19 protein-coding genes are annotated in these 22,672 nt (G+C 70.3%); 10 read left to right on the plus strand and 9 right to left on the minus strand.

Translation table 11 applies throughout. The features are described 5' to 3' along the window. The first annotated feature begins 41 nt into the window (after positions 1-41). A complete protein-coding gene (locus tag Sp245p_RS27005) occupies positions 42-617 on the plus strand; it encodes a HutD/Ves family protein (RefSeq protein WP_041813129.1) in 576 nt (191 codons plus the stop codon). Positions 618-648: 31 nt separating this feature from the next. Here Sp245p_RS27005 and Sp245p_RS27010 read toward each other — a convergent pair whose 3' ends face one another. The 4 genes from Sp245p_RS27010 to hutG all read right to left on the minus strand — a co-directional run bounded on the left by Sp245p_RS27010 (position 649) and on the right by hutG (position 4,489). Then, positions 649-1,260 (minus strand): MliC family protein, encoded by a 612-nt coding sequence (locus Sp245p_RS27010; RefSeq protein ID WP_014241969.1) that lies wholly within the window; start codon positions 1,258-1,260, stop codon positions 649-651. 219 nt (positions 1,261-1,479) lie between these two features. Beyond that, entirely contained in the window at positions 1,480-2,268 is a 789-nt protein-coding gene (locus Sp245p_RS27015) for an IclR family transcriptional regulator (protein WP_014241970.1), read from the minus strand. Further along, positions 2,265-3,653: a formimidoylglutamate deiminase gene (locus Sp245p_RS27020; protein ID WP_041813421.1), complete on the minus strand. Its 1,389-nt coding sequence runs from the start codon at positions 3,651-3,653 to the stop codon at positions 2,265-2,267. Before Sp245p_RS27020 ends, Sp245p_RS27015 begins: the two co-directional genes overlap by 4 nt. A gap of 35 nt (positions 3,654-3,688) precedes the next feature. Further along, positions 3,689-4,489, minus strand: coding sequence for an N-formylglutamate deformylase (gene hutG, locus Sp245p_RS27025; RefSeq protein ID WP_014241972.1), 801 nt, complete (start codon positions 4,487-4,489; stop codon positions 3,689-3,691). Between the two features lie 286 nt (positions 4,490-4,775). Between hutG and Sp245p_RS27030 the strand changes: the two genes are divergently transcribed. The 5 genes from Sp245p_RS27030 (at position 4,776) to Sp245p_RS27050 (ending at position 9,550) form a co-directional block, all read left to right on the plus strand. After that, entirely contained in the window at positions 4,776-5,573 is a 798-nt protein-coding gene (locus Sp245p_RS27030) for a glutamine ABC transporter substrate-binding protein (RefSeq protein WP_014241974.1), read from the plus strand. A 31-nt stretch (positions 5,574-5,604) separates the two neighbouring features. Beyond that, positions 5,605-6,267, plus strand: coding sequence for an amino acid ABC transporter permease (locus tag Sp245p_RS27035; protein WP_014241975.1), 663 nt, complete (start codon positions 5,605-5,607; stop codon positions 6,265-6,267). 4 nt (positions 6,268-6,271) lie between these two features. Beyond that, positions 6,272-7,081, plus strand: coding sequence for an amino acid ABC transporter ATP-binding protein (locus tag Sp245p_RS27040; RefSeq protein ID WP_014241976.1), 810 nt, complete (start codon positions 6,272-6,274; stop codon positions 7,079-7,081). Between the two features lie 13 nt (positions 7,082-7,094). Beyond that, positions 7,095-8,288, plus strand: coding sequence for an MFS transporter (locus Sp245p_RS27045; RefSeq protein WP_014241977.1), 1,194 nt, complete (start codon positions 7,095-7,097; stop codon positions 8,286-8,288). Positions 8,289-8,353: 65 nt separating this feature from the next. Next, positions 8,354-9,550, plus strand: coding sequence for an ATP-dependent DNA helicase (locus Sp245p_RS27050; RefSeq protein WP_014241978.1), 1,197 nt, complete (start codon positions 8,354-8,356; stop codon positions 9,548-9,550). Between the two features lie 152 nt (positions 9,551-9,702). Here the strand turns inward: Sp245p_RS27050 and Sp245p_RS27055 are convergent, their stop codons facing one another. The 4 genes from Sp245p_RS27055 to bla all read right to left on the minus strand — a co-directional run bounded on the left by Sp245p_RS27055 (position 9,703) and on the right by bla (position 15,769). Then, a complete protein-coding gene (locus tag Sp245p_RS27055) occupies positions 9,703-12,810 on the minus strand; it encodes a molybdopterin dinucleotide binding domain-containing protein (RefSeq protein WP_041813131.1) in 3,108 nt (1,035 codons plus the stop codon). 14 nt (positions 12,811-12,824) lie between these two features. Continuing rightward, entirely contained in the window at positions 12,825-13,958 is a 1,134-nt protein-coding gene (nrfD, locus tag Sp245p_RS27060) for an NrfD/PsrC family molybdoenzyme membrane anchor subunit (protein ID WP_041813133.1), read from the minus strand. Continuing rightward, the gene (gene dsrO / locus Sp245p_RS27065) at positions 13,958-14,710 is read right to left on the minus strand and encodes a sulfate reduction electron transfer complex DsrMKJOP subunit DsrO (protein ID WP_014241981.1); all 753 of its coding nucleotides are present in this window, start codon (positions 14,708-14,710) and stop codon (positions 13,958-13,960) included. The genes nrfD and dsrO overlap by 1 nt, the downstream gene beginning before the upstream one ends. 168 nt (positions 14,711-14,878) lie before the next feature. Beyond that, entirely contained in the window at positions 14,879-15,769 is an 891-nt protein-coding gene (gene bla / locus Sp245p_RS27070; RefSeq protein WP_014241982.1) for a class A beta-lactamase, read from the minus strand. A gap of 107 nt (positions 15,770-15,876) precedes the next feature. Between bla and Sp245p_RS27075 the strand changes: the two genes are divergently transcribed. Further along, the gene (locus Sp245p_RS27075; protein ID WP_014241984.1) at positions 15,877-16,752 is read left to right on the plus strand and encodes a LysR family transcriptional regulator; all 876 of its coding nucleotides are present in this window, start codon (positions 15,877-15,879) and stop codon (positions 16,750-16,752) included. On the opposite strand, the gene Sp245p_RS27080 is transcribed toward Sp245p_RS27075, so the two are convergent. After that, positions 16,749-17,735, minus strand: a complete 987-nt coding sequence (locus Sp245p_RS27080; RefSeq protein WP_014241985.1) for an aldo/keto reductase — start codon at positions 17,733-17,735, stop codon at positions 16,749-16,751. The two genes, Sp245p_RS27075 and Sp245p_RS27080, sit on opposite strands and share 4 nt — an antisense overlap. Positions 17,736-18,077: 342 nt before the next feature. Here Sp245p_RS27080 and Sp245p_RS27085 point away from each other — a divergent pair, with 342 nt between their 5' ends. The 3 genes from Sp245p_RS27085 to Sp245p_RS27095 all read left to right on the plus strand — a co-directional run bounded on the left by Sp245p_RS27085 (position 18,078) and on the right by Sp245p_RS27095 (position 22,648). Next, positions 18,078-20,105, plus strand: coding sequence for a methyl-accepting chemotaxis protein (locus tag Sp245p_RS27085; RefSeq protein ID WP_129557241.1), 2,028 nt, complete (start codon positions 18,078-18,080; stop codon positions 20,103-20,105). 129 nt (positions 20,106-20,234) lie between these two features. Further along, a complete protein-coding gene (locus Sp245p_RS27090; protein ID WP_014241987.1) occupies positions 20,235-21,374 on the plus strand; it encodes an SbmA/BacA-like family transporter in 1,140 nt (379 codons plus the stop codon). 89 nt (positions 21,375-21,463) lie between these two features. Then, the gene (locus Sp245p_RS27095; protein WP_014241989.1) at positions 21,464-22,648 is read left to right on the plus strand and encodes an HPP family protein; all 1,185 of its coding nucleotides are present in this window, start codon (positions 21,464-21,466) and stop codon (positions 22,646-22,648) included. The last annotated feature ends 24 nt before the right edge of the window (positions 22,649-22,672 follow it).

Here is a 22,672-nt window from a genome sequence, read left to right on the forward strand (position 1 = left end):
GGGATGGGCCGGACGCCCTCCCCCGTCCCGTGAGGATTTTGATGGCTGTTTCTCTTCTCGACCCCGCCCGCTACCGCCGCATGCCCTGGAAGAACGGCGGCGGCACGACCACCGAAATTGCCCTCCAGGAACTGCCCGGCGCCGCTGGCCGCTTCCTGTGGCGGGTCAGCATCGCCGACGTGGCGGAGGCCGGCCCCTTCTCCGCCTTCACCGGCTACGAGCGGCTGATCGCCGTCGTCGAGGGGGCCGGCATGCGGCTGACCGTGGACGGCGTCCCGGCGACCGTGACCAACCGCGCCACCCCCTTCCGCTTCTCCGGCGACGCCGCGGTGGATTGTGCCTTGCTGGACGGGCCGATCCGCGACTTCAACCTGATCTTCGACCGCGAGCGGGCCGACGCCCGGCTCGACATCCTGCCGGCCGACACGGCGGCGGACATCCCGGCCGGCGGCATGGCGCTGGTTCACGCGCTGGCCGGCGAGGTGATCCTGCGCACCGGCGACAGCGTGGCGCGGGTGTCGCCGGGCTGGACCGCGCGTTTGGACGACACCGCCGCCACGCTGGAAACCGGGCCGGGAGCCTGCGCCGTCCTCGCCCGCGTCGCGACGCGCGGGTAAAGGACCCGGCGTGAGGAGTTAGGTTGAGGGATTACGGCGCCTTCCGGCAGGTCATCTCCGGAGCGCCGTAGCCCCAGGTCACCCGCGCTTCGCCCTGATGCTCCCAGAAGCTCTCGTTGCGGCCCTGGTAGCGGGCGCCGGACGCCGCCGGCTGTCCGACCATCAGTGACACCTCGTCGCCGCGCTCGGCGATCATCGTCGGTGGGTCGGTCTCAAAGAAGGTGGCGGTCAGCTCGTTGCCCGCTTGGCCGTCGCAGGCGAAGTGGACCGGGCCGATGGCGGGCACCAGCCGGTATCTGGCCTGAAGCTCGGCGATGCGCAATCGGTATTGCTCTTCCACGCAGGCGCGGCGATCGTCGGCCTTCCAGCAGTCGTTCCGGCCCTTGATCCAGCCGCGCTGCTCCGCCTTCAGCACCGGGGGGTGTTCGTCCGCCGCCTTGCCCGTGGCTTCGCCATAGACCTCGGCCAGCTTGCGGTCGAGCGCCGACAGGCCGGCGTCGGTGCAGACCATCCGCTCGATGCTGCCCGCCTCCACCGTGGCGCAGGAGAAGGAGGGGCCGGCGGTTTCTGCGGCGAGGGCGGTGCTGCCCCATGCGATCATCGTCACAACGGCGATGCGCAGGGCGTTGCGGTGCGCAGGCATGGAGCTTCTCCCGTCCGTTTCTCTGGGCTCGGTCAGAATGCCGCGTTCCACGCTGCCGGGAAAGATGTCCCCTCTCCCCTCTGGGGAGAGGGTTAGGGTGAGGGGGTTGCGCGTGGCGGAACGTCCGGCAAAAGCGCATCCCCCTCACCCTCCCCACCGCTGCGCGGTGGGTCCCCTCCCTCTCCCCGGAGGGGCGAGGGTCAATTGGGCAGTTGCCGCTCAACCGCGCGGCAGGTAGCCGAGCTGGTGCGAAATCGCGTCTGCCGTCTCCACCACCTTTGTCCGCAGATGGTCGAGCGTGGCGGGCTGGTCCATCACGGCGCTGGGGCCGGAGAGGTTGATGGCGGCGATGACCTCGCCCCGGTGGTCGCGGATGGCCGCCGCGATGGCGACGATCCCCGACACGAAGGAGGAGCGGTTCATCGTCCAGCCGCGCTTGCGGTCCTCCGCCACCTCCTGGATCAGCGAGGTCAGCGTGACCGCCGTGGTGTCGCTGTAGCGGTCCAGCCGCACGCCGGTGTAGAGCTGCGCGATGGCCTCGTCGGTGAGGCCGCTCAGCAGCATCCGTCCCATCGCGGTGGCGTGGGCCGGCAGGCGGTAGCCGACCGCGATGTTGCTGGACAGCGTCATGTGCGAGTGCGCGCGGTAGACGTAGACGATCTCCGTCCCGTCGCGCACCGCCATGTGGGTGGAGATCTGCGTGCTGTCGCGCAGCCCGTCGATGTAGGGGATCGCCACCTCGATCCCGTCCAGCCCCGACAGGTAATGGTAGCCGAGCTGCATCGACCGCGGCGCGAGGCGGTAGGACTTGCCGTCCCCCGCCCGCCCGATGTAGCCGAGATGCTCCAGCGTGAAGACCAGCCGGTAGGCCGAGGCCCGTCCGATCCCCAGCGCCTTGGCGATGTCGGTCAGGGACAGCGTCCGGCGCTGCGGCGTGAACAGCTCCAGGATGGCCAGCCCGCGTTGCAGCGCCGGGGCGATGTAGGTGTTCGGATCGGTCTCGCTCATGTGTCCCGGCGCAACCCCTCGATGGCGCGCCGGTAGGCGGCCCGGATGGCGTCCTCCCGGACGTGGCGGCCCTCGCGCACCACGGTCCGCCCCGCCGCGATCACGTCGCGCACGGCGTGCCCGTCGCTGGCGAAGACATAGGCGTCCAGAAGGCTGTCGTCGGTCCGAGAAAGCAGTTTCGGGTTGTCGGCGTCAAGCACGACGAGATCGGCGGGCTGGCCCACCTGAACCCCGCCGCCGGTCACCGGCTGGCCCAATGCCTGCGCGCCGCCGGCCACCGCCGCCCGGTAGAGGCCGCCGCCGATGGACGGGCAATCCCCGATGCGCAGCACGTTGCGCCGCCGCTGCACCAGCCGCTGGCCGTATTCCAGGAGGCGCAGTTCCTCCGCCGCGGACACGCTGATGTGGCTGTCCGACCCGACGCCGAACCGCCCGCCCTGCGCCAGGAAGGGGATGGCGGGGAACAGACCGTCGCCCAGATTGGCCTCGGTCGTCAGGCAGAGGCCGGCCACCGCCCCGCTCGCCGCCATGCCGTCCACCTCCGCCGGGGTGACGTGCGTGGCGTGGACGAGGCACCAGCGCGGCCCCACCGGGGCGTTCTCCAGCAACCACTCCACCGGGCGCTTGCTGCTCCAGGCGACGCAGTCGTCCACCTCCGCCGTCTGCTCGGCGATGTGGATGTGGATGGGCGCGCCGGGGTCGAGCGCGTCGAGGCCGGTCAGCGCGTCGCGCATCTCCTCCGGCGTCACCGCGCGCAGCGAGTGCAGGGCGAGACCGGCGCGGCGGCCCGCCCGCTCCGCGCCCATGGCCTTCTCCATGGCGGAGACGATGGACAGCAGCCCGTCCACGTCGTTGATGAAGCGCTTCTGCCCGTCGGACGGCGGCTTGCCGCCGAAGCCGCTGTGGGCGTAGAGCACCGGCAGGTGGGTCAGGCCGATCCCCGCCGTGTCGGCGGCGGCCAGGATGCGGCGCGACATCTCTGCCCGGTCGGCGTAAGGGCGCCCGTCGGCGCTGTGGTGGAGGTAGTGGAACTCCGCCACCGCCGTGTAGCCCTGCTTCGCCATCTCCATGTAGAGCAGCGCCGCGACCGCCTCCGCCGCCTCGGGCGTCATGCGGCGGACGAAGCCGTACATGGCGTCGCGCCACGTCCAGAAGCTGTCCTCCGACGCGCCGGCGTATTCGGTCAGCCCGGCCATGGCGCGCTGGAAGGCGTGGCTGTGCAGGTTGGGCATGCCGGGGATCACCGGCCCGGCGGCCCGGGGCAGGCCGTCCGAGGAGGCGTCCCGCTCCACCGCCGTCAGCGTGCCGCGCGCGTCGAAGCGCAGCGCCACGTTCGAGGCCCAGCCCTCGGGCAGCAGCGCCCGCTCGCAGAACAGTCCGTTCATGCTGTCCCCCGTCACGCTGTCCATCGCCGCCTCCATCACGCCCGTTCCTCAGCCCAATCGGCCATGGCCCCGATGAAGCGCCGGAGATGCGGGCGAATCCGCTCGGCGCGCGCCTCGTCGAAGGCGAACGGCGCATCCTCCTCCATGTAGGTCACCTGCGCCATCTCGAGCTGCACGGCGTGCCAGCCCTCGGACGGGCGCCCGAAATGGCGGGTGATGTGGCCGCCCTTGAAGCGCCCGTTGAGAACATGGGTGAAGCCGTCGGCCCCGGCATCCGCGCCGACCGCGACCAGCCGGTCGCTCAGCACCGGATCGGCGCTGCGCCCGTCGTTGGTCCCGATGTTCAGGTCGGGCAGCCGCCCCTCGAACAGCCGCGGCACGACGGAGCGGATGGAATGGGCGTCGAACAGGACCGCCCGCCCGAACCGGTCGCGCAGCCGGGTCATCTCCGCGGTGATGGCGTCGTGGTAGGGCGTCCAGTAGCGGGTGACCCGCTCCGCCACCTCCCCCGGGTCCGGTTCGGCGCCCGGCTGGTACAGCGGCGCCCCGTCGAACAGGGTGGTCGGGCACAGGCCCGTGGTGGCGCCGCTGTAGAGCGGCGTGTCGTTGCTGGGGCGGTTCAGGTCGACGACGTAGCGCGAAAAGCGCGCCTGGATCACCCCGACTCCGAGATCCTCCAGGAAGTCGTAGAGTCGCGGCAGGTGCCAGTCCGTGTCGGGCAGGCCCTGCGCCTCCGGCACCAGCCGGCCAATGAATCCGTCCGGCAGCGCCGTGCCGACATGGGGCAGGCTGACCAGCACCGGACGGCGCGCGGCGCGAAACCCGAAAACGTCCATTTCCTCTCTCCCGTGCGACAAGTGTTTTGTCAGCAAAACTTTCTGCGTCCCTGTTCGGTCGTCCCCGGCTTCCGCGGCGTTCGCGGTACTTGGCCGCAACACCAGCGTTGCCATAGGGCGTCCGACATGCTCCAGTATGACAAACGGCGTTGACGCGACTGTTTTCCCTGGGCAACATATGTTTTATAGGCAAAACACAGCGCTGCCAAGCCGCTCGCTGCGCAAGGGGGTTCCCCGGCGTCCGAAACTGGCAACGCAGGCGCAACGAACAGGGAAATTCCGACCCATGAAGTCCTTTGGTAAGTTTCTCGCCGCCGCCTCCTTCGCCGCCGCCACGGTCGTCACGGTGGTGGGCGCCGGGTCCGTCCCGGCCCGCGCCGAGGACGCGGTGATCGCCTCGATCAAGCAGAACGGCACCTTCCGCGTCGGCGTGGACGCCACCTTCGCGCCCTTCGAATTCTCGCAGGACGGCAAGAAGACCGGCTTCGACATCGAGCTGGTCGAGGCCATCGCCAAGGAGCTGGGCGCCACCAAGGGCGTCGAATGGGTGGACATCGACTTCAAGGGCCTGATCCCCGGCCTGATGGCCAACCGCTTCGACATGATCGCCTCGGCCATGTACATCACCGAGGAGCGCCGCAAGGTCGTCGCCTTCTCCGACACCTACTATCCGGGCGGCCTCGTCATCATGGTCAAGGCGAACAACACCGCCATGAAGGGCCCGGCCGACCTCGAAGGCAAGACCGCCGCCGTGCAGATCGGCACCAAGTCGGTCGTCCATCTGAAGGAGCATTTCCCGAAGACGAAGATTGTCGAGGTCGAGACCAACGCCGAGATGTTCGGGCAGGTCGAGACCGGCCGCACCGACGTCGCGGTGACCGGCAAGCCCGCCGCCAAGCTCTACGCCCAGACGCATCCGACCGTGAAGGTGCTGGACGACCAGCTCACCACCGAGGATTACGGCTTCGCCATGCGCAAGGACAACACCGAGCTGGTGACCAAGGTGAACGCTGCCATCACCAAGCTGAAGGCCGACGGCACCTACCAGAAGCTCATCGACAAGTGGTTCGAAGCCAAGAAGTGATTGATCTTTTTGTGAACGGAGGACCCCTCCCGTGACGCTCGACTTCGCCCCCGTCTGGGGAGGGTTGCCGGAGCTGCTGAAGGGCACCGTGGTCACCATCGAGGTGACCGCGGCGGCCTTCCTGCTCAGCGCCGTGCTCGGCCTGCTCGTCGGCATCATCCGCCTCAACCCGGCGCGGCGCGTGCTGTATGGCATCGCGTCGGCCTATGTCGCCTTCATCCGCGGCACGCCGCTGCTTGTGCAGCTCTTCCTGCTGTTCTTCGGCCTGCCGCAGTTCGGCATCCTGCTGCCGGCGATGCTGTGCGGCGTGATCGGGCTCGGCATCTACAGCGGCTCCTACGTGTCGGAGGTGGTGCGCGGCGCCATCCAGTCGATCGACCGCGGCCAGATGGAGGCCGCCCGCTCGCTTGGCATGTCCTACCGCGAGGCGATGTGGGAGGTGGTCCTGCCCCAGGCCTTCCGCCGCATGCTGCCGCCGCTGGGCAACGAGACCATCGCGTTGATCAAGAACTCGGCGCTGGTGTCGCTGCTGACCATCGACGACGTGATGCGCGAGGGCCAGCGGATCATCTCCACCAGCTTCCGCGCGCTGGAGGTCTACATTGCGGTGGCGCTGATCTATTTCGTGCTGACCAACGCGGCCACCTGGATCCTGCGCCAGATCGAAAAGCGCATGACCGTGGAAAGAGGGTAAGCCGGTGATCGAGATCCGCAACGTCTACAAGAGCTTCGGCAGCACCGAGGTGCTGAAGGACGTCAGCCTGACCGTGCCGCCGTCGCGCACCACCGTGGTCATCGGCCCGTCCGGGTCGGGCAAGAGCACGCTGCTGCGCTGCTGCAACTGCCTGGAGACCGCCGACCGCGGCGAGATCCGCATCAACCACCGGACCATCATCGCCGACGGCAAGCCGCTGCCCGACAAGGAGCTGAACGCGCTCCGCGCCGAGACCGGCATGGTCTTCCAGTCCTTCAATCTGTTCCCGCACATGACCACGGTGGAGAACGTCATGCGCGCCCCCGTCGTGGTGCGCGGCATGGCCAAGGCCGAGGCGCGGGAGCTGGCCATGGAGCTGCTGCGCAAGGTGGGGCTGGGCGACAAGGCCGACGTCTACCCGTCGACCCTGTCGGGCGGGCAGAAGCAGCGCGCCGCCATCGCCCGCGCGCTCGCCATGAAGCCGAAGGTGATGCTGTTCGACGAGCCGACCTCCGCCCTCGACCCCGAACTGGTCGGCGAGGTGCTCCAAGTCATGAAGACGCTGGCCGAGGAAGGCATGACCATGATGGTGGTGACCCACGAGATGGGCTTCGCCCGCGAGGTCGCCGACACCGTGGTCGTCATGGCCGACGGGCGCATCGTCGAGTCCGGTTCGCCGGAGCAGATCTTCACCAACCCGACCCAGGAGCGCACCCGCGGCTTCCTGCGCGCGCTGGTGGACGGCCATCTCGCCGGCGCCCGCCCGCAGCCGGCGGCCGACGACCCGCTGGACACCCTGCCCGGCAACCACTGACGCCCCGTCCATCTTGCCCCACCCCCATCGGGCGCCCGCCTCGCCGCTCACGGTGCTGGCCGCGCTGATCCTCGGCGTCTGCGTCATCCAGGTCGCCAACGGCATCCTGCAGATCCTGCTGCCGCTCCGCCTCGCCGAGGCGGCGGCCCCGCCGCTGGTCGTCGGGGCGGTGGCGTCGGCCTATTCGGTCGGCTTCGTGCTGGGCTGCTGGGCCGCCCCCTGGATGATCCGGCGGGTGGGCGGGGTGTGGTCCTTCGCCGCCTTCGGGCTGCTCGCCGCCGCCGCCACGCTGCTGCTGAACCTGCTGCCCGACGCCCAGGCCTGGGTCGGGCTGCGGCTGCTGATGGGGGTGTCCTATGTCGGGATGCTCACTGTCGCGGAAAGCGGGCTGGCCGTCTTGTCGCCGCCGGGTTCGCGGGGCAGCGTCTTTTCCCTCTACATGATCGCCTGCAAGGTGGCGGTGATTGGCGGCCAGATGCTGCTCGCCAGCCCGAACCTGTCGGCCCTGTGGCTGACCGTCCTGGCGGCGGGCTGCTACGGCCTGTCGCTGGTGCCGGTGGCGGCGGTCCGCCCGCCGGCCAGCGCCGCGCCGAAGGGACCGGCGCCCTCGCCCTGGCAGTATGTGCGGCGGGCGCCGGTGGCCTTCGCCGGCTGCCTGATGGTCGGGCTGTGCAACACCGCGGTCACCGGCATCGGCCCGGCCTGGCTCGCCGGGCTGGCCCTGCCCGCCGCCGGGGTGGCGGTGATCATGTCGGGAATCCAGGTGGGCAGCGTGGTGCTGCAATGGCCGATCGGCCGCTTTTCCGACGGGCACGACCGGCGGCTGGTGATCTTCGCGGTGTCCGCCGTGGCGATGGTCGCCGCCTTCCTGATCGCCGCCTTCGCCAACCCGCCCGGCGGGGCGGCCCCGCAGGCCGTCCTGCTCGGCCTGTTCACCCTGTGGGGCAGCGCCGCTTTGTCGCTCTACGCGATCTGCGTGGCCCACGCCAACGACCATGTGACGGTGGAGGAGACGGTTCCGCTGGCCAGCGCCTTGCTGCTCGCCTGGGCGTTGGGGGCGGCGCTTGGGCCGCTGCTAGCGACGGCGGCCATGGAATGGTTCGGGCATGACGCGCTGTTCGTCTATGTCGGGGTGGTGTCGGGCGGGCTGACCCTGTTCGCCGGCCTGCGCCGTCTCATCAGCGGCCCCTTCCGCTCGGAGCCGTAGGGCTTGGCCGCAGGCGGCCGGGCGGGCTACTGTGTCCCGCCCAGCAGCCCCCCTCCCCGCGCTCCATGCCCAGCACCACTGACACCCCGACCGACGAGCAGTTCCGGGCGATCCAAGCCATCGACGCCTGGTACGCCGACCCCGCGGCCCCCCAGATGTTCTGGCTGGCCGGCGAGGCCGGGACCGGCAAGACCAAGACCACCGTCTTCGCGCTGGACCATCTCCAGGATCGCCGCAACCTGGAGAATTTCGTGGTCGGCGCGCCCACCGGCAAGGCCGCGCAGGTGCTGCGCCGCAAGGGCATCGACCGGGCGGCGACGCTGCATTCCCTGATCTACGCGCCGCGGCAGGACGACGACACCGGCGAGCTGTTCTTCGCCCGCAAGTCGGAGGGCAAGTTCGCCGAGGCCGACCTGATCGTCTGCGACGAGGGCTCGATGGTCGGGGACGACGTGGCGGGCGACCTGCTGCGCTCCGGCAAGAAGATCCTGATGATCGCCGACGACTACCAGCTTCCCCCGGTGACCGGCCAGGGCACGCTGACCAAGGGCGAGCCGGATTTCCGGCTGGTCGAGCCGCACCGCACGGCGCGGGAGAGTCCGGTGATCCGGCTCGCCCATTTGCTGCGCCGGCAGGAGCTGCCGCGCCGTTTCGGCACCGCCGGGAACGCCCATGTGCTGCCGCTGAACCGGGTGACCGAGCCGCTGGCCCTGCGGGTGGACACCCAGACCATCTGCGGCACCCACCGTGTGCGCACCGACTTCACCCGGCGCATCCGCACCCGCCACGGCTTCGACACGGTGATGCCCCAGGCCGGCGAGCGGGTGATCTGCCGACGCAACGACCGCGAGGAGGGGCTGTTCAACGGGATGATCGGCACGCTGACCCGCCCGGCGGTCGAGGGGCGGGGCCGCCAGGACGGGCTGTGGTCGCTCGGCGTCCATATGGAGGATGAGGTGAAGCCCCGCAGCAAGCTGATGGTCCACCCCTGGATGTTCCAGGCCCACTACAGCGGGGAGACCAAGGCGCCGCGGGTGGAGCGCGACGTGCAGCAGTTCGATTGGGCCTGGATGATCACCTGCCATTCCGCCCAGGGGTCGGAGTTCCCCTCCGTCACCGTGCTCGACGACTCCGCCGCCTTCCGCGAGCACAAGTGGCGTTGGCTCTACACCGCCGTCACCCGCTCGCAGGATGAGCTGTTCCTGCTGCTGCGCAACGCCGATCTGGGCGGGAACTGGCGGATGCCGGACCTCGACGCGTAACGGGGTGAAATAACCCTCTCCCCTCCGGGGAGAGGGTGGCCCGCAGGGCCGGTGAGGGGGGTGCGCGTGGCGGTGCGTTCGGCAAAAGCGCAACCCCCTGACCCTGACCCTCTCCCCAGAGGGGAGAGGGGATTTCAAAGGGGATCCATGACTCACGCCGCTGCGGCCACCCGCTCCAGCTTGGCGGGGAGGCCCTGGCGCACCGCCGTTCCGGCGATGGGATCGACCCAGACCGAGGCGCCCGGACGGGTCGGGTCGTGCAGGCCCAGGTCGTTGATGTTCACCCCGGCCCCGATCTCCGGCACCACCGGCTGGCTGCGGCCGCCGATGACGTGCGGCCGCGCGCCGAACTCCTTGTGGCCGAAGCCGTGCTCGACGGCCAGAACGCCGGGCATCACGCCGTGCCGGACGATGGCGGTCGCCAGCTCCGATCCGCCCGGCGTGGCGATGCGGATGCGGTCTCCGGTGGCGATGCCCAGCCGCCGCGCGTCTTCCGCGTTGATGCCCACCGGGTTCTCCGGGTGCAGATGGCGCAGGCGGCTGGCCGCGATGGTGTAGGCGCTGACCAGCACCGATTTCGAGCTGATGAGCTGGAAGGGCCAGTCCTCCGCCGTGTGGACCTGCCGCATCGGCGTGCCGTCGGCGAAGGCCGGGGGCGTCCAGGCGGCGGTTCCGGTCCAGCGCTTGCCGGTGACACTGCTCTTCGCCGCGCCGACCGCCTCGTTGTAGACCAGCAGCCCGTCCTTGAAGCGGTGGGTGGCCCTGTCGCCCTCGAAGCCCTCCGCCTGGTTCTGGTAGCGCCCGCCGCGCGCCAGGATGAAGGCGACCTTGCGCCACTCCTCCTCCTTCAGCACCGACTGGAGCGCCGGCAGGACGCGGGCGACGCCGGACAGGGCGATGTCCTCGTCCGTGGCGTCGGGCACCGGCTGCTTGCCCAGCCACGCGATGTTGGCGCCGCCGCGCAGGTACCAGTCCTCGGCCCGTTCCAGCGGGTGGGTGTTGCCGTCCATGTCGGCGATGGCGTCCGGGCCGAAGCCGGGCAGGCCCAGCCGCTTCGCCAGCGCGATCAGGAAGGTCTCCATCTGGACGTGCCGACCCTCTGGCAGCGGCTCGGTGCGCGGCGTCACCACCGGCCAGCGCGCCGTCGAGGTCTTGGTCGGCACGCCCGCCCAGGGGGACGCCCAACCCCAGGTCTCGTACAGCACGGTGTCGGGGATGATGTAGTCGGCGAAGGCCGTGGTTTCGTTGATGAAGGGGTCGATGGCGACGATCAGCGGCAGCGCCTTGGGGTCGCGCAGCTTCGCCTCAACCTGGGCGCGGACGCCGGGGATGCCGTAGACCGGGTTGCTGTTCCACAGGAACAGGGCCTTCAGCGGGTACGGGTAGCCGTCCACCACGCCGCTGGTCAGATACTCGGTGGTGAGCTGCGGCGCGTTGGGGTACCAGGGCGCCTTGGCCGGATAGGGCTTGCCGGCCTCCTTCTTCGCCTTGAACTCGCTGGATTTCTCATAGGGGACGGGGCGGCTGATGGCGGTGCCGGAGGGCTTTACCTGCCCGGGGAAGCTCGCCAGCTTGTAGCGCGGGCCGTCCTGCTCATCCGGGAAGCGCCCGCCGCCGAAGATGGTGCCGCCCTTCCAGTTCAGGTTGCCGATCAGCGTGTTCAGCGTGACCACGCCAAAGGCGTTGTAGAAGCCGTTGCCGGCCATCATGCCGCCGTGGGTGTTGGCGGCCGCCTTCTTGCCGTGGCTGGTGAACTCCCGTGCCAGACCGGCGATGACGTCGGCGGGGATGCCGCAGGCGTCGGCGTAGCCGGCGAGGTCGAGCCGCATCGCCTGCTCGCGCAGCAAAGTCAGGCTGGTCTTCACCGCAACGTCGCCCGCCGGGGTCGCCACCGTCCCGCCGTGGAACAGCATGGCCGGTCCCGTCAGGGCGTCATGGGCCACCGGCGTGCCGGCGGGGTCGAGCACGACGAAGGCGTCCTTGGCGCCGTAGCGCTCCTTCTCGTCCAGCGTCACCCAGCCGAGGTCGGAGGCGCGCAGCATCCGCCCGTCGCGCGGGTGGCCCGCCTGCTGGATCACCAGATGGGTGGCGTTGCACCAGCCGGCCTCGCCCGCCGCCTCCGCCGCCTTGCCGTTGGGCTGGGAGAGATAGTTGGCGTCGATGCGCCCGTTCTCGAACATCCAGCGCATTATGCCCATGACCAGGGCGCCGTCGGTGCCCGGCCGGATGGGAATCCAGTTGGACCGCTCCGCCGCCGCGCGGTTGTCGGCGTTGGTCAGCACCGGGTCAACGACGACGTAGTTCAGAACGCCGTCCGTCCGCCCCTTGGCGAGCAGCATGGCCTGCCGCTTGAACGGGTTGCCGGCGTTGGACGGGGCGGTGCCGATGAACAGCACGAACTCGGCGTTCTGCAGGTCCGGCTTGGCGTGCGGCATCTTCTTGGCGTCGCCGAACACCGCCCCGGAGCCGGAGCGGTAGGCGCCGCCGCAGTAGGAGCCGTGGCCGACGAAATTGATCGTCCCCAGCGCTTGGTTGAAAAAGCGCCGCACGAAGGGCTCCCGCCCGTCGTTGACCGACGACAGCAGGGCCACCTGATTGACTCTCGGCCCCAATTCGGGGGCGGCCGGATCGATGGGCGTCTTCAGGTCGCGCAAGCTGCGCAGGCCGGGCACCGGGCCTTCGCCGAACAGGTCGCCGCCTTCCGCGATCTCCTCGACCAGCCGGTCGAAGGCGATCGGTTCCCACCGGCCGGAGCCGCGCGGGCCGACGCGCTTCATCGGCGTGGCGACGCGGAAGGGCGAGGTCAGCATCTCCAGCGCCGCGTTGCCCCGGCCGCAGGCGGTCGAGCGGCCCTTCAGCCCCTTCTCGTCCAGCCGTGACAGGGACTTGAAGCTCTCCCTGATCGGCGTGCCGTAGGGCAGGAAGGGATCGGTGGACAGCGGGCTGTAGGGGTTGCCGGCGACGCGCAGCACCTTGTTCTTCTCCACGTCCACCCGGACGCGGACTCCACACAGGGTGGTGCAGCCGAGGCAGGCGACGTTGGCGACGATCTGGCCCGGCGTCGGGGTGAGGTCGCCGGTCGCCGGATCGACGCGGAATTCGGGGGCCGGGGCGTTGCCGGAGATGGCGTGGTCGGGCTTGTCCCCGGCCCAGGCGCCCTTTACGAGCTTGCGCCCGGTGTCGGAGAAGCCACCCGCGAAGGCGGCAAGCGCGCCGCCCGCGGCGCTGGTCTTCAGGAGAAGGCGACGGGAAATCGACATGATGGGTGCTCCGTTCACTCGGCGGCGGCCACGGTTCCGGCGGGCGCCTGGGGGGCGCGGGCCGGAGCGGGCGCCGGGCGGCGCGGGGAAGGCAGGATGGCGGTGAGGGCGATCAGCAGGAACAGCCAGAGTCCCGCCGTGCCGACGATCCCCAGCAGCCCCTCCGGACCGGCGGGAAGCGCGTAGTCGTAGAAGCCGGCGCCGGTCTTCGGCACGGTCTGGCCGCCGATGAACACGGTCCAGCGGAACATCCAGGCGCCGTGCAGGGCGATCAGCCCGGTCAGCAGCCCCGTCCCGGCGGGCTTGGCGACCGCGATGGCGAAGGGCAGCGCGGTGGCGGCGACGGCCCAGACGGCGGTGACGCGCCACGCCTCCGACCCGGCGACGCTGCCCAGCGCCTCCGCGTGGGTGGCGTCCAGCCCGAACAGGCCCAGAGCCAGCCACAACGTGCCGACCAGCATGACGCCGCCCAGGACGCCGGCGAGCAGCCGGTTCGCCCGCACCTCCACCGCGCGGTCGTTGCCGGCGGCGAAGCGGTTCAGCACCAGCACCAGACCGGCGGCGCCGGCCAGCGCGGTCATCAGGAACTGCACGGGTAGGAAGGGCGTGTGCCACAGCGGGCGCGCCTTGACCACCGCGACCTCCGCCCCGGTGTAGAGGGCGACGAGAAGCGCGCCCACCAGGGCGAACAGGCCGGCGGCGCGGATCAGCGCGTCGTTGCGCCCACCGTTCAGCGCGGCCAGCCGGTAGAGCGCGGCCAAGCGGCTGTCCACCCGGCCATGCGCCTGCAACTCCTCGCGGAAGCAGGCCCAGCCGTAGACCAGCAGGCCGGTGACGTAGAGGGGGATGAAGACCGACCCCCACCACATCCAGGAGGTCGGGCGCAGCACGACGTAGAAGTGCCAGAAGCGGCCGGGCTGGTGGAGGTCCGACAGCAGCGCCACCGGGGCGGCCAGCCCGCAGGTCAGCGCCACCAGCAGGGCGACGCGCCCGAGCGCGCGCCAGTCCTCCCGGGCGAAGGCGTAGCCGGGCAGGCTGAGCAGCAGGCCGCCGACCGACAGGCCGATCAGGAAGAAATACTGAACGGCCCAGGGAAGCCACGCGACCTCGCGGGTCACGTTGATGACCTCGACGATGTGGTTGTCCATCACGCGTGCTCCTTTTGGGCGTGGGTCTCGCGGCTGGGCCGCCAGAGCGTCGGCGTGCCGTCGACCTTCCCTTGGAATCGGGGATCGAGGCCGAGGTAGAAGACGCGCGGCTGAGTCCCCTGCTCAGGCTTCAGCACCTTGGGGTTCTCCTCGCGGACCAGGGTGGCGACGGCGCTGTCCGGATCGTTCAGGTCACCGAAGATGCGAGCGCCGCCGACGCAGGTCTCCACGCAGGCGGGCAGCAGGCCGGCCTCCACGCGGTGGACGCAGAAGGTGCATTTGTCGGCGGTCTGGGTCTCGTGGTTGATGAAGCGCGCGTCGTAGGGGCAGGCCTGGACGCAATAGGCGCAGCCGACGCAGACGGTGTTGTCCACCACGACGATGCCGTCCCGGCGCTGGAAGGTCGCGCCGGTCGGACAGACGGGGATGCAGGGCGGGTCCTCGCAATGGTTGCACAGGCGCGGCAGCATGTAGCTGCCGGCCTTGCCCTGCTCGGTCACCTCGTAGGTGGAGACGATGGTGCGGAAGCTGTTTTCCGGAACGTCGTTCTCCATGATGCAGGCGACTGTGCAGGCTTGGCAGCCCACGCATTTGCGCACGTCCACCACCATCGCCCAGCGGTGCGCCGGATTGCCGTCGCGGCGGAGCGGTGCAGCGCTGGGGGCTGCGGCGGCGGGCATCGCGGCCACCGTCGCGGCGCCGATGGTCGCGGCGCCGGCGCCGAGGCAGAAGTTGCGCCTTGATCGGTCCATGGCTGGCCTCTTCGCACCTGATTCCTTCGGCCGCGACGAACCGCGGCCCTACGGTGCGAAGGGTACCGGCGCCCTGCCCCCACTCCCATTGGGGGCATCCCTACACTTCTTAGGGTAAACCCCAGTGACGACATGCCGCAGGGGGCGGACCACAGTGTCCGGCGTGGATCAGCCCTTGAGCGCGTCGGCCACCGCCCGCGCCACGCCGGCGTGGATGGCGTCCCGTTCCTTGAAGGCGTCGGGCGTTTCGGTCAGGTAGCTGGTAATCAGCAGCGGCGCCCTCCCCTCCGGCCAGACGATGCCGATGTCGTTGGCCGTCCCGCGCACGCCGGTGCCGGTCTTGTCGCCGACGCGCCAGCCCTTCGGCAGGCCGGCGCGCAGCCGCTTGTCGCCGGTCCGGTTGGCGACCATCCAGGCGATGAGCTGCTCGCGCGATGCCGGGGTCAGCGCGTCGCCCAGCATCAGCCGCTCCATGCTGTGGACCATCGCCGCGGGCGTGGTGGTGTCGCGCGGGTCGCCGGGAATGGCGCTGTTCAGGGACGGCTCGTTGCGGTCCAGCCGGGTCTTTTGGTCGCCCAGCGTGCGCAGGAAGGCGGTCAGCCCGGCGGGGTCGCCCACCGCCGGCAGCAGCAGGTTCGCCGCCACATTGTCGCTGAGCGTCATCGTCGCCTCGCACAGTTCGGCCACCGTCGGGGGTGGGCCGTCGAGGCGGGTTTCGGCGAAGGGGGCGTATGGGACCATGTCCGCCTTGGTCACCGGGATGCGCCGGTCCAGCCGCTCGCGTCCCTCGTCCACCCGCTTCAGGACGGCGCCAGCCAAAAGAAATTTGAAGGTGCTGCACATCGGGAAGCGCTCGTCCGCGCGATGCCCGAAGCGCTGCCCGGTGCCGGTGTCGAGCACCGCCACGCCGAGCCGCCCGCCGCTGCGCTTTTCCAGCGAGGCGATCGCGTCGGCCAGCCGCTTGTCCCCGAAGTTCCTGGGTTTCTCCGCCCTCACGCGGGTCGCCGCCAGCACCGTCATGCCGCCCGCCGCGGCCAGGAAAGCCCGCCGTCCGATCATCGTGTCCTCGTCTCATGCCGTGTCGATGGGCGGACGATAAAAAGCTCCTGGCGCTCGAACAAACGATGATAGTTTTCACAAGCCACAAGAAAAACTAATGGCTCTTCATGGCCCGCCCCCAGCTTCCGCTCAACGCGCTGCGCGCCTTCGAGGCGTCGGCCCGCCATCTCAGCTTCACCCGCGCCGGGCTGGAACTGTGCGTCAGCCAAGCGGCGGTCAGCCAGCAGATCCGCACGCTGGAGGCGCGGCTCGGCGTCACCCTGTTCCGCCGCTTGCCGCGCGGCCTTGCCCTGACCGACGAGGGGGCGGCGCTGGTGCCGGTGCTGATGGACGCCTTCGAGCGCATCGGCGCGACGCTCGACCGCTTCGCCGACGGGCGTTACCACGAGGTGCTGACGGTCGGGGTGGTGGGGACCTTCGCCACGGGCTGGCTGCTGCCGCGCCTGCCGGCCTTCACCGCGGCGAACCCGGCGGTCGACCTGCGCATCCTGACCAACAACAACCGGGTCGATCTGGCCGGCGAGGGACTGGACTTCGCCATCCGCTTCGGCGACGGCTCCTGGCACGGCGTGGAGGCGGTGCCGCTGCTCGACGCCCCGCTGACCCCGCTCTGCGCTCCGGCGCTGGCGCAACGGTTGTCCGCCCCGGCGGACCTCGCGCGGGAGGTGCTGCTGCGCTCCTACCGGATCGAGGAGTGGCAGCGTTGGTTCGCGCTGGCCGGGGTGCCCTGCCCTGCCATCCGCGGTCCGGTCTTCGACTCCTCCCCCACCATCGCCGCCGCCGCCGCGATGGGCGCCGGGGTGGCGCTGCTGCCAGCACGCCTGTTCGGGCACGACCTCGCCACCGACCGACTGGTCCGCCCCTTTGCCAACGAGGTGCCGGCGGGCCGCTACTGGCTGACCCGCCTTCACTCCCGTCCCGAGACGGCGGCGATGCAGAGCTTCCGCCACTGGATCGCCGCCGCCGTCTTTGCAGAGGATTAGGCCGGAGTCGGCACCTGCTCCGGCAGGACGCCGGCCTGCTTCAGTTCCCGCCAGAAGTCCGCCGGGATCGGCTGCTTCATCAGGGCCATGTTCTCCTGCACGCGCGGCGGGTTCTTGGTGCCCGGAATGACCGAGGCGACGACCGGGTGCGCCGCGCAGAATTGCAGCGCCGCCGCCCGCAGGTCCACGCCGTGCCGTTTGGCGATCTCGGCCAGACGGTCGCGCGCCGCCACCTTGTCCGGCGGAGCCTCCTGGTACTCGAAGGTCTTGCCCCCGGCGATCAGGCCGGAGTTGTAGGGGCCGCCGACCACCACATGGACGCCGCGTTCCTGGCAGCGCGGGAACAGCGTGTCCAGCGCCGGCTGGTTCAGCAGGCTGTAGCGCCCGGCCAGCAGGAAGACGTCCGGGTCGGCGCGCTCCATCGCCATCACGCAGGGCTCCACCCGGTTGACGCCCAGACCCCAGGCTCGGATCACGCCCTCCTCGCGAAGCTGGGTCAGCGCCACCGCGGCGCCCTTCATGGCGGTATCGAACACCTCCAGCCAGCGGTCGCCGTGGGCGTCCTCCGCGCAGTCATGAATGTAGGCGATGTCGATGCGCGCCATGCCCAGCCGTTGCAAACTGTCCTCGATGGAGCGGCGCACCCCATCGGCGGTGTAGTCGTAGTCCACCCGGAAGGGCAGCCCCTTCACGAAGGGGCCGTGTTTGCCGCCCTTGCTGGAGTCGGCGCGCAGCAGGCGACCGACCTTGGTGGACAGGACGAACTCGTCGCGCGGACGGTTGCGCAGGACATGGCCGAACCGGTGCTCCGATATGCCGGGGCCGTACTCCGGCGCCGTGTCGAAATAGCGGATGCCGGCGTCCCAGGCGGCGGCCAGCGTGGCCTCCGCCACGTCGTCTGGCACCTCCTCGAACATGTTGCCGAGCGGAGCGCCACCAAACCCGATGGGTCCGGGCGGAGCGAAATGCTTGCTGTCCGGCATGACCGACCTCTCGTTGTTCCGTGCGTGTGCGGGATTCCAGTCTGCGCTCTGGCGGCGCTTCCCTCAACATGGGGCCTCAACGTCGGCCCTCAACATTGGGATGGTTCCGGCGTTCCCATTCGCAACTTGCCGGCGCGGGCGTGGCGATTTGCGACGCGGATGGGAGCGCGTTGGCAAATTGCAACGGTTGGGAAGGAACAACCGCGCAGCCCACTCGGGATTTTTGCTGGGTGGAACAGCAATTGCGTGGGGATTGGGAGTTGGTACGGAATTTGAGAATGATTTGATCCGGTGCGGGCAACCGACACCGAACAAAAAATACCCCAGGCAGGACATCCCATCATGACCACCTCCCTTCGTGCTTTCGCCAACTTGCGCACCGCAACCAAGGTCTATACCGGCTTCGGGGTCACGCTGGCCCTGCTGGTCACGTTGGGGGCGGTTTCCTGGAGTGGCCTTCGGTCCAACGATGCGGCGCTGCGCAGCTACGCGGCGCAGTCCGACATCACGGTGACGTTGGGAGAGGCCGATACCGCGCTGTCCGACGCGCTGGGGGCGGCGGCGGAGTTTCTCGTTTCCGGCGCGGACGGTGCTGCCAACCGCTTTCGCGCGACAGCCGGGGACTTCCGCCGGCAGTTGGACAAGGCGGCCCCCGGTATCCGCGACGGCGCCGACCGCCAGGCGGTGGAGGAGATCCGCGGGCTGGAACGGGACTTCCTGACCGGCTTCGACCGGCTGGTCGCCCTGCGCACCGAACGGGACGGCATCGTCGCGGAGGTCGTGAACAAGCTGGGGGCCGACATCCGTCGGACGTTGAGCGATCTGGTGACGGCCGAACGGCAGACCGGCAATCTGGACCGCACCGTTCAGGCGGCGGGCGTCAGCGAGCAGTATCTGCTGGTGCGCGTTCTGGTCGCCCGCTTCGTGACCGAGACGAAGCCCGAGGATCTGGTCCGCATCCGCCAGGATCTGGCGGCGGTGGCCGCCGACGTCGAAGACGAAGCCAAGGGCTGGGCCGATTCCCCGGGTGCTGCCAAGCGCTCCGAGCTGCTTGCCAAGCTGCCGCGCTACACCGCCGGCATCGAGCGCATCGCCGCCATCGCCGAGGAGATGACGCGCGTCAACGCCGACACGCTGACCCGCGCCGGAGCCCAGATCAATGGGAAGATCGGGTCGATCCGCCAGCACTCCACTGAGGTCCTGAAGGGGCTGGAGGTCAGCGCCGCCGCCGCAGTGACCGCCGCCGAGCGGCAAGGCGCCGCGGTGACCGCCGCCGCGGTGGCGCTGGGCCTGCTGTTGGCCTGGATGATCTCGCGGGCGATCACCCGCCCGCTCGGCGCCATCACCGGGGCGATGGGCCGGCTGGCCGAGGGCGACCGTACGGTGCAGGTGGACGAGGGGTGGCGAAAGGACGAGATCGGGGCGCTGGCCCGTGCGCTCCAGGTCTTCAAGGCGAACGCCGAGGAGATGGAGCGCATGCGCAAGGCCCAGGAGGAGGCCGAACGCCAAGCCGCCGAGCAGCGCCGCGCCACCATGATCCGCATGGCCGACACCTTCGAGGCGACCGTCCAAGGCATCGTCGAGGCGGTGGCGAGCGCCGCCGGCGGCATGAACAACGCCGCCAGCACCCTGTCCGGCACCGCGGCGGACGCCAGCGAGCGCTCGCTGCTGGTTGCCTCCGCCTCCGAGGAGGCGTCGGCCAATGTGCAGACCGTCGCCAGCGCGACGGAGGAGTTGTCGGCCTCCATCGCCGAGATCGGCCAGCAGGTGGAGATCTCCACCCGCATCGCCGGGCAGGCGGTGACGGATGCGGAGGGTGCCGACCGCACCATGCGCGCCCTGGTCACCGCCGCCGAGCAGATCGGGCAGGTGGTGGAGATCATCAGCGGCATCGCCGCCCAGACCAACCTGCTGGCGCTGAACGCGACCATCGAGGCCGCCCGCGCCGGCGAGGCCGGCAAGGGCTTCGCCGTGGTGGCGGGCGAGGTGAAGGCGCTGGCCAACCAGACCGCCAAGGCGACCGACGAGATCCAGTCGAAGGTGCAGGAGATCCAGCAGACCACCGGCGGCGCGCAGAAGGCCATCGGCAGCATCGGCCAGACCATCGGCCGGATGAGCGAGATCGCCACCACCATCGCCGCCGCCATCGAGGAGCAGGCCGCCGCCACCCGCGAGATCGCCAGCAGCGTGTCCCAGGCTGCCCAGGGGACGGAGGAGGTGTCGCGCAACATCGCCGGCGTCAGCACGGCGGTGTCGGAGACCGGCAGCGCCGCCAGCCATGTCCACGGCACGTCGGAGGAGTTGGCCGCCGAGGCCGAGCGCCTGCGCAGCGAGGTGCGCAGCTTCATCGCCACCGTCCGGGCCGCCTGATCCGGCGGGATGAGGGGATCACCGCTTGTTCCGGTTCCCCTTCGCCGGAAGGGTGGTAGGCTGAACCGAGGCGTCTGAGGGTCGGGCGTCTCGGTTGGATGCTTTGATTGAGCGGCCGGATGGTCGGTCATGGCGAAACGGATCTTCCCAAGGACCGCCTCTGCTTTCGTCCGGCGCTTCGCCGGACTGGCCGGGGGCTACTGGTCGGGGCGGGACCGCTGGTCGGTGTGGCTGCTGGGGGCGGCCCTGCTGGCCCTGACGGTGGCGCAGGTGTCGGTCCCGGTCATGATGAACCTGTGGAGCCAGCGCCTGTTCGACGCGCTGGAGCAGCGGGCGATGGACCGCCTGCCGGTAATGGTCGCGGCGGCCGGCGGCATCCTGCTCTACAACATCGCCGTCACCGTGGCGCATCTGTGGGTGAAGCGGCGCCTCCAGTTCGGCTGGCGGGCGTGGCTGACCCGGCGGCTGGTCGGCGCGTGGGTGTCGGACGGGCGGGAACAGGCCCTCCCCTCCCGCCCCGGCGACCATGACAATCCGGACGGGCGCATCGCCGAGGACGTCCGCATCGTCACCGAACTCGCTGTCGATCTCGGCCATTCGTTGACCTACTGCCTGTTGCTGCTGGTGAGTTTCGCCAGCATCCTGTGGCGGCTCTCCGGGGTGGCGCCGGTCGCGTTCGGCGGCGTGAGCCTTGCGGTGCCCGGCCATTTGCTTCTCCTCGCCTTGGCTTTTGCCGCCGCCGGGACCACCGCGGCCATCGCCGTCGCCCGGCCGCTGGTCCGCGCGGCGGAGCGCCGGCAGGGGCTGGAGGCCGATTTCCGTTTCGGCTTGGCACGGGTTCGCGAGAACGCTTCGGTCATCGCCCGGCAGCGCGGCGAGGCCGTGGAGCGCGGCCGCATGTCCCTGCTGTTCGACGGGGTGCGCCGCGGCTGGGAGCGGCAGACCGGCGCGCTGGTCCGTGTGATGGCCTTCGGCGCGTCCTATTCGGTGCTGTCCGCGGTCTTTCCCATTCTGGTGGTGGCGCCCCGCTACGCCGCGGGAGCCATCACGCTGGGGGTGATGATGCAGACCGCGCAGGCCTTCCAGCAAGCCGTCGCAGCGCTGTCCTGGCCCATCGACAATCTGGCGACCGTCGCCCAGTGGACGGCCTCGGTCGAGCGCGTACTGGGGCTGAAGGAGGCGCTGGACGGGATCACCCCCTTGCCCCCGGTCAAGGCGCCCGCTCCCGACCTCCTGTCCGATGGCGGCAACACCGCGCGGAAACGGTGAGACGGTCCGGCACTTTCCGTTTGACCTCAACTTAGCTTGAGGTTCTATCCTGCCGCCGCACGCCGAAACCTTGGGAGGGACCGGGCCGAATGCACCGCGAGATACGGCATCTGCTGCGCCGCTGGAAAATCACTCTGCTGAGGAAACGCGAAAACCGCCGCCGCCTTGCCCTGTTCAGGCCCATCCTGCCCGGTGCGAACCTGAAGGACCGGTTGATTGCCTGCTGCGGGGCCATGCTCGGCCTCGCCGCGACGGGCCTGCTCTGCCACAACCTGCTGACCCACATCACCAGCGCGCCCGCCCTGGTGGCGCCGATGGGAGCGTCGGCGGTTCTGCTGTTCGCGGTGCCGGCCAGCCCGCTCGCCCAGCCCTGGTCGATCATCGGCGGAAACACCCTGTCGGCGCTGGTCGGGGTGATGGTGGCGGCGCTGATCCCCGACCCGATGCTGGCCGGCGGCGTGGCGGTGGCGCTGGCCATCGCGACCATGTCGATGACGCGCTGTCTGCACCCGCCGGGCGGCGCCGCCGCGCTGACCGCGGTGATCGGTGGGCCGGCGATCGCGGCGTCGGGAATGCAGTTCGTGTTCTATCCGGTGGCCGTCAATTCTATCCTGCTGGTGCTGGCGGGCTGGACGTTCCATCGCTTCTCCGGCCATTCCTACCCGCACCGGGCGCCGCCCAAGCCGGCCAACAGCCATGGCACCGCCGATCCGCCCGCCCGGACGCGCGCCGGCTTGACCGCCGATGACCTGGACGAGGCGATCCGCGAACTGGGGGAGGCGCTGGACGTCAACCGCGACGACCTGAGCGCCCTTCTGGAGAAGGCGGAGCTTCACGCCATGGAGCGGATGCATGGCGGGATCACCTGCGGCGACATCATGTCCCGCGACGTGGTGACGGTGAGCGCAGAGGCTCATCCCGAGGTGGCACGCGCGCGGCTGATCGAGCACAGCTTCCGCACCCTGCCGGTGGTCGACCGGCGCAACGTGGTGGTCGGTCTGGTCGGGCACGCGCATCTGGTTGGCAACGCTGCGACGGTGGCCGCGGTGATGGCCCCGCCGGTGACCGCCGGCCCGGAAACCCCGGCCTTCCGCCTGCTCGGCCCACTGTCGGACGAGAGCACGCACGAGGTCGCCATCGTGGATGGGAGCGGCGGACTGCTGGGGGTGGTGACCCAGACGGACCTGCTGCTGGTGATGGCCCGCACGAACCTGCTGCAATCGTTGGACAGCGCCCGGAGCCCGGCCGCGCTGGTGGCGCCGGCAAGCCGCTGAACCGCAAAGGCAGTCACGGCTCCG

The organism is Azospirillum baldaniorum (genome assembly GCF_003119195.2).
Lineage (GTDB): Bacteria > Pseudomonadota > Alphaproteobacteria > Azospirillales > Azospirillaceae > Azospirillum > Azospirillum baldaniorum.

Coding starts and splice junctions, on each gene's coding strand:
- Sp245p_RS27005 (WP_041813129.1), top strand. CDS start 42: ATGGCTGTTTCTCTTCTCGACCCCGCCCGCTACCGCCGCATGCCCTGG.
- Sp245p_RS27010 (WP_014241969.1), bottom strand. CDS start 1,260: ATGCCTGCGCACCGCAACGCCCTGCGCATCGCCGTTGTGACGATGATC.
- Sp245p_RS27015 (WP_014241970.1), bottom strand. CDS start 2,268: ATGAGCGAGACCGATCCGAACACCTACATCGCCCCGGCGCTGCAACGC.
- Sp245p_RS27020 (WP_041813421.1), bottom strand. CDS start 3,653: ATGAACGGACTGTTCTGCGAGCGGGCGCTGCTGCCCGAGGGCTGGGCC.
- hutG (WP_014241972.1), bottom strand. CDS start 4,489: ATGGACGTTTTCGGGTTTCGCGCCGCGCGCCGTCCGGTGCTGGTCAGC.
- Sp245p_RS27030 (WP_014241974.1), top strand. CDS start 4,776: ATGAAGTCCTTTGGTAAGTTTCTCGCCGCCGCCTCCTTCGCCGCCGCC.
- Sp245p_RS27050 (WP_014241978.1), top strand. CDS start 8,354: ATGCCCAGCACCACTGACACCCCGACCGACGAGCAGTTCCGGGCGATC.
- Sp245p_RS27055 (WP_041813131.1), bottom strand. CDS start 12,810: ATGTCGATTTCCCGTCGCCTTCTCCTGAAGACCAGCGCCGCGGGCGGC.
- nrfD (WP_041813133.1), bottom strand. CDS start 13,958: ATGGACAACCACATCGTCGAGGTCATCAACGTGACCCGCGAGGTCGCG.
- dsrO (WP_014241981.1), bottom strand. CDS start 14,710: ATGGACCGATCAAGGCGCAACTTCTGCCTCGGCGCCGGCGCCGCGACC.
- bla (WP_014241982.1), bottom strand. CDS start 15,769: ATGATCGGACGGCGGGCTTTCCTGGCCGCGGCGGGCGGCATGACGGTG.
- Sp245p_RS27075 (WP_014241984.1), top strand. CDS start 15,877: ATGGCCCGCCCCCAGCTTCCGCTCAACGCGCTGCGCGCCTTCGAGGCG.
- Sp245p_RS27080 (WP_014241985.1), bottom strand. CDS start 17,735: ATGCCGGACAGCAAGCATTTCGCTCCGCCCGGACCCATCGGGTTTGGT.
- Sp245p_RS27085 (WP_129557241.1), top strand. CDS start 18,078: ATGACCACCTCCCTTCGTGCTTTCGCCAACTTGCGCACCGCAACCAAG.
- Sp245p_RS27090 (WP_014241987.1), top strand. CDS start 20,235: ATGGCGAAACGGATCTTCCCAAGGACCGCCTCTGCTTTCGTCCGGCGC.
- Sp245p_RS27095 (WP_014241989.1), top strand. CDS start 21,464: ATGCACCGCGAGATACGGCATCTGCTGCGCCGCTGGAAAATCACTCTG.